Source organism: Phytoactinopolyspora halotolerans (assembly GCF_010550675.1).
GTDB classification, from domain to species: domain Bacteria; phylum Actinomycetota; class Actinomycetes; order Jiangellales; family Jiangellaceae; genus Phytoactinopolyspora; species Phytoactinopolyspora halotolerans.
In genome coordinates, this window is sequence record NZ_JAAGOA010000030.1 from 75,022 (window position 1) to 84,241 (window position 9,220).

At 64.8% G+C, this 9,220-nt stretch carries 8 protein-coding genes and 3 pseudogenes; 7 read left to right on the top strand and 4 right to left on the bottom strand.

Going from position 1 to position 9,220, the window contains the following annotated elements:
- Positions 1 to 362 precede the first annotated feature (362 nt).
- From G1H10_RS28970 to G1H10_RS28985, 5 genes and pseudogenes are all read left to right on the top strand, one after another.
- Positions 363 to 821 carry a carboxymuconolactone decarboxylase family protein gene (locus G1H10_RS28970; RefSeq protein WP_163744545.1) on the top strand — a complete coding sequence of 153 codons (459 nt, stop codon included), beginning with the start codon at positions 363 to 365 and terminating at the stop codon, positions 819 to 821.
- 31 nt (positions 822 to 852) lie between these two features.
- Positions 853 to 1,143 carry an antibiotic biosynthesis monooxygenase gene (locus tag G1H10_RS28975; RefSeq protein ID WP_163744547.1) on the top strand — a complete coding sequence of 97 codons (291 nt, stop codon included), beginning with the start codon at positions 853 to 855 and terminating at the stop codon, positions 1,141 to 1,143.
- A 267-nt stretch (positions 1,144 to 1,410) separates the two neighbouring features.
- Positions 1,411 to 2,655: a phosphonoacetate hydrolase gene (gene phnA / locus G1H10_RS28980; RefSeq protein WP_163744549.1), complete on the top strand. Its 1,245-nt coding sequence runs from the start codon at positions 1,411 to 1,413 to the stop codon at positions 2,653 to 2,655.
- A 98-nt stretch (positions 2,656 to 2,753) separates the two neighbouring features.
- Positions 2,754 to 2,908: pseudogene (locus tag G1H10_RS35195) on the top strand (response regulator transcription factor); the annotation flags it as partial.
- A 64-nt stretch (positions 2,909 to 2,972) separates the two neighbouring features.
- Positions 2,973 to 3,215 (top strand): DUF6223 family protein, encoded by a 243-nt coding sequence (locus tag G1H10_RS28985; RefSeq protein ID WP_163744551.1) that lies wholly within the window; start codon positions 2,973 to 2,975, stop codon positions 3,213 to 3,215.
- Positions 3,216 to 3,447: 232 nt separating this feature from the next.
- On the opposite strand, the gene G1H10_RS28990 is transcribed toward G1H10_RS28985, so the two are convergent.
- Both G1H10_RS28990 and G1H10_RS28995 read right to left on the bottom strand, forming a co-directional pair.
- Positions 3,448 to 4,587 carry an MFS transporter gene (locus tag G1H10_RS28990; protein WP_163744553.1) on the bottom strand — a complete coding sequence of 380 codons (1,140 nt, stop codon included), beginning with the start codon at positions 4,585 to 4,587 and terminating at the stop codon, positions 3,448 to 3,450.
- Between the two features lie 9 nt (positions 4,588 to 4,596).
- Positions 4,597 to 5,577 (bottom strand): NAD-dependent epimerase/dehydratase family protein, encoded by a 981-nt coding sequence (locus G1H10_RS28995; RefSeq protein WP_312856662.1) that lies wholly within the window; start codon positions 5,575 to 5,577, stop codon positions 4,597 to 4,599.
- A 712-nt stretch (positions 5,578 to 6,289) separates the two neighbouring features.
- Here G1H10_RS28995 and G1H10_RS29000 point away from each other — a divergent pair.
- Both G1H10_RS29000 and G1H10_RS29005 read left to right on the top strand, forming a co-directional pair.
- Positions 6,290 to 6,458, top strand: a pseudogene (locus tag G1H10_RS29000) (transposase); the annotation flags it as partial.
- Between the two features lie 23 nt (positions 6,459 to 6,481).
- A pseudogene (locus G1H10_RS29005) lies at positions 6,482 to 6,887 on the top strand (AAA family ATPase); the annotation flags it as partial.
- Positions 6,888 to 7,036: 149 nt separating this feature from the next.
- Here the strand turns inward: G1H10_RS29005 and G1H10_RS32580 are convergent.
- Both G1H10_RS32580 and G1H10_RS29020 read right to left on the bottom strand, forming a co-directional pair.
- The gene (locus G1H10_RS32580) at positions 7,037 to 7,780 is read right to left on the bottom strand and encodes a YybH family protein (RefSeq protein WP_216853772.1); all 744 of its coding nucleotides are present in this window, start codon (positions 7,778 to 7,780) and stop codon (positions 7,037 to 7,039) included.
- Positions 7,781 to 8,679: 899 nt separating this feature from the next.
- Positions 8,680 to 8,991, bottom strand: coding sequence for a DUF6247 family protein (locus tag G1H10_RS29020; RefSeq protein WP_163744559.1), 312 nt, complete (start codon positions 8,989 to 8,991; stop codon positions 8,680 to 8,682).
- Positions 8,992 to 9,220 lie beyond the last annotated feature (229 nt).

A 9,220-nucleotide genomic window follows, 5' to 3' on the forward strand; every position in this document is an offset into this window, starting at 1 on the left:
CCATCGTAGGTCCCGTCCCTCACGAGCCGGCGACGCCCGACTCGCAAGATAACCATACAGCCCACGCCAGTCGATCTTGATCTACGACGACGGCCCGGGCACAGGGCCGTCTCCTCCCCTTCCCCGCCCGATATCGGCCAGCTGGCCGACGACTCCAGGCGCCGGCATCGGCACGATCGAGGGCATGTCCACCTCAGGTTGATCGCCACGCTCGACGACCACGGGCCGGCAGGCGGCTTGCTCCAGGAGGAAGGGCCGTCGCCCTGGTAGAGCACGGAGCCCTCGTTACGTTTCTTCGGCGCGCTACGTCAGTGAAGCAAGACCACGCAACGACCACCGAGACATGCGGAGGAGACATAACCATGCCACAGCGTATGCAGAACCCGGCGTACGTCCTGCCGGGTGCGCTGGAGGGAATCCAGAAGCTGTTCGAAGCAACGAACTCAGTCGACATACCCAAAGGCTTCATGGAACTCGTGCAGTTGCGGACCAGCCAGATCAACGGCTGCAGCGCATGCACCCTGTCGCACGCGCAGGCAGCGGCCAACGCAGGAGAGAACCAGGAGCGGATCGCCACAACGGCGGCATGGCGCGAGGCACCGTACTTCAGTGACGCTGAGCGGGCGGCGTTCGCCCTGGCCGAGGCGATGACCCGGCTGCCTGACCGGTCCACCGAGGCGATCACCGACGACCTGTGGGACGACGTCGCCGACCACTACGACGAGAAGCAACTCTCGGCGTTGATCTTGACGATCGCGATCACCAACCTCTTCAACCGACTCAACGCCACCGTGAAGACGCCGGCCGGAACGAGCTGGTGACACCGGACCCGGACGGACAAAGGAGAGAGCCATGACAGTCGTACGCATGCACCAGTACAAGGTCGATCCGGAACGGTTCCAGGAGTTCCTGGACCGACGTACCGCTGCCATCGACGCCATCCGCGAGGCACATCCCGGTCTCATCGAAACCCGCCTCACACGGCTCGAGGACGGCACCTACACCGACGTCTGGCGATGGGACTCGATCCAGCACATGGGTGCGGCAGCCGCACAGCTGGCCGCCTTCCCGGAGGCGCCCGCGGCGATGTCGATGACCTCCGACGCCACCGCCGTCAACGGCGAGATCATCGACGAGCGATAGCGGCGGCGATATGTGGCTGATTCTGGCTGGACGCCCGTGGGGTGGCGCCCACCTCTGCCGCCACGACGTTCGCCGCGACCTGCGTGGTGGCTCGGCTGCCGGTCGCGATGGTGGGACTCGGCTTCATACTCCCGGCTGAGGCCCACACAGGGTCGTATGCGCATGCCGGGTCGGTAACGGCGGTGCTGCTGCGGCGTCGATGCCGTGGCGTTCTCGTAGGAGCACGGCCGACAGGACGCGGCAGCACAACCGCAGCAAGGGAGAACGATGAGCAGTTCCGTGGATGTCGAAGTGAACGGTCGCAGCTACGCGCCGCCGGCAGACCCGGTCGTCGTCGTCTGTATCGACGGCAGCGAGCCCGACTACCACCTGCGAGCGATCGAGGCGGGACGGATGCCGTATCTCGAGTCGGTTCTGCGAGACGGCACCGACCTGTCGGCCGAGTGCGCCATGCCGTCGTTCACCAACCCGAACAACATCTCGATCGCCACCGGGGCGTCGCCGGCGGTGCATGGCATCTGCGGCAACTACTTCTTCGACCCTGTCAGCCGGGCCGACGTCATGATGAACGACCCGCGTTTTCTCCGGGCTTCGACCATCTTCGCGGCGTTCGAGCAGTCCGGCGTCGATATCGCGATCGTGACCGCCAAAGACAAGCTGCGCCGGCTGCTGGGTGACGGGTTGGAGAGCGGGATCTGCTTCTCGGCGGAGAAGGCGGGCACTGCTACCGTCGAGCAGAACGGGATCGACGACGTGCTGAAGCTGGTCGGGATGCCGTTGCCGTCCGTGTACAGCGCGGAGCTGAGCGAGTTCGCGATGGCCGCCGGCGTCGAGATCCTGCGCGAACGACGGCCCGGCCTGACGTACCTCTCGCTGACCGACTACGTCCAGCACAAATACGCTCCGGGAACGCCCGAGGCGAACGACTTCTACGCGATGCTCGACACCTCCTTCGCCCAGTTGCACGAGCTCGGCGCCGTCCTCGTCATCACCGCAGACCACGGCATGAACGCCAAGTCAGCTCCGGACGGGTCCCCGCAGGTCGTGTACCTGCAGGAACATCTCGACTCTGCGCTGGGGCCGGGGCGTTCGCACGTCGTGCTTCCTATCACCGACCCCTACACGTCGCACCATGCCTCGCTCGGATCGTTCGCATTCGTCCATCTCCAGAACGGCGCCGACGCGGCCGCGGTCCGTGCGCAGCTGGTCGGCATCGAAGGTGTGCAGGACGTACTCGGCCGCGACGACGCGTCCGAGCGATACGAGCTGCCCGGCGACAGGATCGGCGACCTCGCTGTCGTCGGCGATAAGCACGTCGCCCTCGGCACGTCGCCGGACAAGCACGATCTGAGCAGGCTCGACCGCCCGCTACGCTCCCACGGCGGGCGTACGGAACAGACCGTGCCGCTGATCGTCAACCGCGTGCTGAACCCGCTGCCGCACGGCCACCGGCTGCGCAACTTCGACGCCTACTGGCTGGCGCTCAACTTCGCGATCCGCCGCCCGTCGTAAACGGATCTCTACTATCCGTTGCCTCCACACAGCGAACGACTTTGTGGTCGTTCCGACGACCACAATGCATGCTCTTTCGCGTGGTGCCGGCCCGCGCGGGGCAAGGGTTGAGCAACGCCGAAATCGGTGCCGAGCTGCATCTCAGTCCCGCGACCGCCCGCACCCACGTCAGCCACGCCATGGGAAACTCGGAGCACGCGACCGCGCACAACTCATCGTCATCGCCTATCAGACCGGTGTCATCAGCCGGTAGCTGCCTGGCGTGACCAAGGATGTGATCTACGCCTGTCGACGTAGCAGGACGCGCGTTTCGCCCGATGCGTACGGGCTCGGAGCGGCGGAGCATCGGCGCCATGCTCCGGGCTACCCGGTTCTCGCCCGCCACCGGCGCTGCGAGCATCGTCGCTCTGGGGCTCGGGGGGTGGGTGCTCCTCAGCGCGGACGGCGGGGCTGGCAGCGGCAGCGGCGTGGTCGGCGCCGTCGTCGCAGTGATCCTCGGGGCCACCGGCATGGTGCTCGGAGGACTCGCGCATCTCGCTCTGATCAGGAGCAAGAAGTAACGGGCCCGGACCATCTGCGATCTCGCTGAGGCGCGGGTCGCGCGAGGTGGTCATCGGTCTCGATCCCGTCCGGCCCCGAAGCGGCGGACAACGGCACACCGTTGGCGACGCGTGGAGACGCTGACGCCGTCCCACAGGCGCGAACAATGGCACCGCGGCCCGGCATCGGCCTGGTCGCGCCGAAAGCCGGCACAACCTTGCCGGCCGACGCCGGGCCGGTCGACACGAACACCTACAGTCGGTTCAACTCGTCTGCGGGTTGCGGTTCAACACTGAGTATGGTGCGGACGTTGTCGCGGGACGGAATGATGGCCAAGGCCAGAACTGCTCCGACCGCGGCGACCACTGCGCCGCCGACGAATGCGTTCTGAAACCCGGCGTTAAGAGCATCGGCCAATGCCGCAGGATCGTCGTTGTTGCTGGCAAGAAGGCTGTCAGTGCGAGATGTGGCGATAGCGGCCAATACAGCCAGGCCGAGTGCGCCACCGATCTGTTGCGAGGTGTTGATGAGCCCGCTGGCGAGCCCGGACTCTTGTTCTTGCACACCGGATACAGCCGCGATCGTCATCGGCACGAATGCCAACCCGAATCCAGCACCAGCAACGAGTGAGGGCCCCAGGACGTCCGTGGCGTACCCTCCGTCGACGGCCACCCTGGAGAACCAGAGCAGGGCGACGACCACCAACCCCAACCCAATCACGAAGATTGATCTAGCACCGAACCGAGTGACGAGTTGAGACGCGACGCCGGAACAGAGGATGATCATCGCCGTCAGCGGAAGGTAAGCGAGACCGGCCTCGATTGGGCTGTACCCGAGCACTTGCTGCATGTACAGGGTGACGAAGAAGAACATCGAGACCACCGAGCCGCCCACGAGCAACCCCGCCACATTCGCGCCGGTCAGGCTTCGGTTCCCGAGGATCCGGAAAGGCACCAGCGGTGCCATGGAGCGTCCCTCGATGGCTACGAACGTGCCGAGCAGCACAACCGCTGCTGCGAGAAGCCCCATCGTTTCGACCGAGCCCCAACCAGCTTCGCCGGCATTCACGATCGCGTACACGATCAAGGCCAGTCCCCCGGTGCCGGTAACAGCGCCCGGAATGTCGAATCGACGGGTCGAGGCTTCCATCCGGCTTTCGGGTATCCATCGTGGCGTAAGCACGGCGACGGCCACACCGATCGGTACGTTGACCCAAAGCACCCACTGCCAGCCCAGGCCATCAGTGAGCACACCACCAAGAAGGACACCTGCCGCCCCGGCGCCGCCAGAAACGGCGCCCCACGCGCGGAGTGCCTTGTTTCGCGCAGCACCATCGCGGAAGATGGTGGTGACGATCGACAACGCCGACGGCGCGATGATCGCAGCCGCCACACCTTGGCGTTATCGGTCCCGGCCGTATTCGGCGGTTGGTGGCTGCTCGATCAGGGCATGCCGGAAGCCGTCTCGCCAGCTGCTCCAGACGGGTTGCCAGTCAAGGTCGTGTTTCGCCTTCAGATTCGACGCGCCGCGCGCCTGGGTGCACCACTGCACCATGGCGGTGCCGGCCAGCAGCCGGGCGACCCAGGCCGGTACTCGCATGGGCCGTTTCGCACCGACGGATTCGGCCAGATACGGCAGCCATTCCGAGACGGCGGCGGGCTCGTCATCGACGATGTTGTACACCCCTGCCCGGCCCCGCTCCAGCGCCGCGACCGTCGCAGCAGCCGCGTCATCGAGATGAATCCACGACCACACCCCACCACCGTCCCCGACAAGGGGAAACTGGCGTTTGCGGATGACCTCGACCATCGACTGCGACGCACCCGGTCCGTAGAAAAGGCCATAACGCAACGCAATACCGTCAAGCGGCGCGGTCGTGACCGCCTGCTCAACAAACCGGATCGCCGCCGAGGACTCCCGTTGCCACTTCGCCGGCTCCGAATCGAGCGGATCCTGCTCAGTCTTGACCGGCCCGCCCGTGCGGGCATTGTTCCACCCGGTAAAACTCTGCGCGACGAACCGGCCGACCCCGGCCGCCTCAGCCGCCGCCAACAGATGCCGTGTCCCTTCCGTGCGCAAACGATTCGTGACGGCAAACCATCGATCAAAGTGCTTGAAGTCCGGCTTGGCGGACAAGGCCGTCATCTGGTGCACGATCACATCTGGCGCCGCCCGGTCGACGGCCTCGCGCACAGCCGCCGCGTCGAGCCCATCGACCACGACGGGCTCGGCTCCCGCAGCCCGTACCGCATCGGCACGCCCAGGCGTGCGCACCGTCGCCGTCACCTGATGGCCACGTTCCAACAATCGTGGCACCAGTCGGCGGCCCAACTCACCGGATCCTCCCGCAACATACACCCGCATCTTGCTCACTCCTCTCATCTCGCGAAATCGGCAAAACCATGCCCGCTGTGCTGTATCGGCTAAGCAACCACACCGACCAAAGAACCGACGCCGACGATCATGAACATGACGCTGTCAACCAACGACCACGTCGCCACCGACGTCACACAAGAACCTCGTGAACCCATTCGTCGTCGACACCCGGGACCTTCCCCGTCAGGGCCCACGCGCACGCACACAAGACCACTCGGCGCAGCGGCACAGCCGCCTCCGACCTGACGCAATGACCGGCTTGGCCACGCGTTTCATGCCCTCCGACACAGCGGGCCGCAAGCAGGCGGGGTTCTGCATTCGCTGCTGCATGTGCGCTCTCCCTTGCACCCGGCGGCTGTGTGTCATCGACGGACCCCAGTCGAACAACCGTGACCAGACCCGGTAACCGATACGAGGGGCGGTCCTGTAGTGAGCCTGCGCTCACCGGCGCCACGAGTCGTCGGCCACCTGGCCGATATCGCCCCGCGAAGGTGGACGAACCGTGGATATCGCGCGGACTCGGATCGTGTGGCAGCATGCTGCGACATACAGCGTCGGCGAGTTCGGCGCCATTGGCTCAGGAGGGGACGGGACCTGCGATGGGGTCGGTTCCGGATGGTGGCACATCATGGCTCGCGCTTGTCGAGCGCGCCACCATCCGGGAAAAGCCAAACGCTCACGGGTGGCCGCGGCGAGTCAGATCACGGCGATAGCGGCAAGGGTGATCTGCTCGGCGAACGCGATCGAGTCAATCAATCCCGCTACCGACGCGCGGTCCGCGTCCGCGGCACCTCCCCACAGAACAAGCCGCCACGAACTGCCTGTACATGGTCACCCGGTCGCTGGACCCGACCGGGAAGGGTGGGGCACGATGGGCTATGAGGTAGAAGATCGGCATTGAAACTGGCCGACGCGCGCAGTGCTCGTGCAGGGCGCGCGTCAAGCCGGCAAGAGCACCCTCATGCGGATCATCACACGGGGAAGTCCTGACGCTACAGCGCGCACCCTCGACGATCCGGACATGCGGGCTGCGGCCACCGCCGATCCCAAGAGCTTCGTCGACGTGCCAGGCATGCTCGCCATTGACGAGATCCAGCGCGTCCCCGAGCTGTTGTTGGCGATCAAGGCCGACGTGGATGAACGACCACGTCGAGGACGTTTCCTTCTGACCGGTTCGGCTCGCGTCTTCGCGCTCAAATCGGTACCAGACGCGCTCCTGGGGCGTGTCCAGACGATCGAACTCTGGCCCTTCTCCCAGGGCGAGATCGACCACACACCCGACGGGGTTCGTTGACGCCGTCCTTCAGCGCGGGCCGTGCTCTACACCATGACTGCGGTCGATGCTGTTCGGTGTCAGAGGGAGACCTGACCATGTACCGCACGCAGCCGGTGCTGCCGCTCGGCCTTTGACCAGGGGCAACAAAGCCCTACCCGCTGCGACGATCCGGAGGCCGAGCTGCGGTCGTCACCTTAGAATGTTGGGTTGGTCGACGACCCACAACCAGTCGCCTTGAGGCTGGCGGCGAGCTACTTCGACGGGGACCTCCCCGTTCGCCAGCCGTCGTGATGTGAGTGCCAAGTCGCCCGCGCGCAGCGCTGGTTGGTCAAGCACCGGCGTAAAAGCGACTCCCGCGGTGACAAGTTCCTCGAATGATTCGCCGATTGCGGAACGGCCTGTGGCGATCTCCCCGTTGGGCAGGACCGAAACGGCGGCGGACTCGAAAAGCGCGACCAGCCCATCGACGTCACCGGCGTTGGCCCGCGTGAAGAAGAGCCGTGCCAGGTCTTCGGGCTGGACGGCACGTTCCTGCCCGGTGTACTGCCCCGTTGTCACCAGCTCCGGTGACTCCGGGCTCGGCTTGCCGAGGACGTTGGGCTGGTCGATCACCCACAGCCAGCTGCCATCGGGCTCGCGGCGAGCAATCTTGACGGTCATCTCGCTCTCGCTGATACGCATCGACGTGATGGCAAGCTCGCCGTCGCTGACGACCGGGCTTTGCTCCCCGCTGAACGTATGCTGCGGTGCGAACAGGCGCGAGAAGTGTTTGCGAAGCGACTCTCTACCGGTGACAACGCTACCGTCGGGGAGTGCATAGACCGCGTCGGGTGCGTACAGCTCCGCGACAGCGTCCGCATTACCCACATTGGCACGCTCTAGGAACAGCTTAGTCAGGTCCTCCGGCCGAGTCGCTCGTTGATTCTTCGCCATAAATTCTCTCTTCCCTCGCCCTTTGGCAAACGATCGAGTGCGGTCAGTTCGTGGTTCCCGAAGGCGACAGATCAAGTGTCGCATCAGCTGGCTGCCACTCGTTCTGGTAGGTCATTAGGACAGGCTGTAACGCCTGCTCAACGAGCGGTCAGCGCGCTCGGAAGACGCCCCAGCAACCTGAACTGGCCTGATCACCCTCTTTCTGGATGTTGGTGATCGAGGTGTGCACACAGCAGAGCCGATGGACGATGTCGTCTACGCACTCATCGCGGGGTGCAGGCAGCTCCAATTCGGAAGGTCGGACGCCTTGAAGTCCTGCCGTAGAAGGTCCGCTACCCACTACACGGGTCCGACAAGATGCTGCTGCTTATTCGCCTAGAACACGCCACCCCACGCGGCCCAGACACCGACCGGACACACCACCGAAACGATGACAACCGGTACACCGGCCGCCACCTACTGCAGTCGTTACTCTCTGGCTTCTTGCATCAGGGCTGGGATGTCGCGTCGGGTGTGGAGCACGCGCCACACCTGGCATGGTCTTCGCGCTCTGCGTAGAAATCAGGCGTTTGACACGTCAGATGCTATTTGATGCGAGGGATTGATCACGACCGGCGCTGGGGAGTCTTCACTCCTCCAGATAGTCAAGATACCCAAAGCACACGGAGGACAACAACGCGGCGTTGGTCTTCCAGGACCATGTAGATTATGACGCCTTCGCCTTTCGTTCCGAACGCATGTGTTCTCATGTTCGCCTCGGGCCGCTGACGGTTGTACGCCTCTCCGCTCCACGGGGCAACTTCGAGCAACGCCATGACCTCTGCGTACGACGACAAGGCATCTACCGGCAGAACGGCGACTTGCTCCAGCGCTTCTGGATAAGACTCGACGGAGTACACTTACAAGCCCAGTCTGGCCTTCGTCACGTCCCACGGTTCCGTGGCGATGTCGCTGCCCAACGCGAGTTGCTCGGCGTTGCGGAGCATCTGACGATGTGCCCGTTCATCTTGCGATGACCACGCCACGCGCTGCCAGCGACGTAGCAAAGCAAGAACACCGGTCAAATCCAGCGTCTCGGTCGCCTCCGCCATGGCCTGCCGAAACTCGCGATCGAAATCGCCAGCTTCCTCAGGCAACAACGCCGCTCGGATCGCCCGAGGCGTCGCCTCCGGCGGAGGCTGCTGCCCGTGATATTCAGCGCCGACAGTCATGTCGTCATCATATCCAGCAACACTGGCGACTACACCGATCACACGACGTCGTGGACGGAATAGCTGGGGTTGGGGGTTCAAGTCCCCATACAAGCCGGAAAGCGGGTCTTCGGATTCTGGCGGGGTGCTGGGTTCATCGGACGACGATGGAGCCCAGCACTCGCCAGTTGGGTTTGCCGGCGTAGAGCAGGGCGCGGACTCGGTAGTTGCGGAAGTTGCGGAACCCGTA

Coding starts and splice junctions, on each gene's coding strand:
- G1H10_RS28970 (WP_163744545.1), top strand. CDS start 363: ATGCCACAGCGTATGCAGAACCCGGCGTACGTCCTGCCGGGTGCGCTG.
- G1H10_RS28975 (WP_163744547.1), top strand. CDS start 853: ATGACAGTCGTACGCATGCACCAGTACAAGGTCGATCCGGAACGGTTC.
- phnA (WP_163744549.1), top strand. CDS start 1,411: ATGAGCAGTTCCGTGGATGTCGAAGTGAACGGTCGCAGCTACGCGCCG.
- G1H10_RS28985 (WP_163744551.1), top strand. CDS start 2,973: ATGCGTACGGGCTCGGAGCGGCGGAGCATCGGCGCCATGCTCCGGGCT.
- G1H10_RS28995 (WP_312856662.1), bottom strand. CDS start 5,577: ATGAGAGGAGTGAGCAAGATGCGGGTGTATGTTGCGGGAGGATCCGGT.
- G1H10_RS32580 (WP_216853772.1), bottom strand. CDS start 7,780: ATGGCGAAGAATCAACGAGCGACTCGGCCGGAGGACCTGACTAAGCTG.
- G1H10_RS29020 (WP_163744559.1), bottom strand. CDS start 8,991: ATGACTGTCGGCGCTGAATATCACGGGCAGCAGCCTCCGCCGGAGGCG.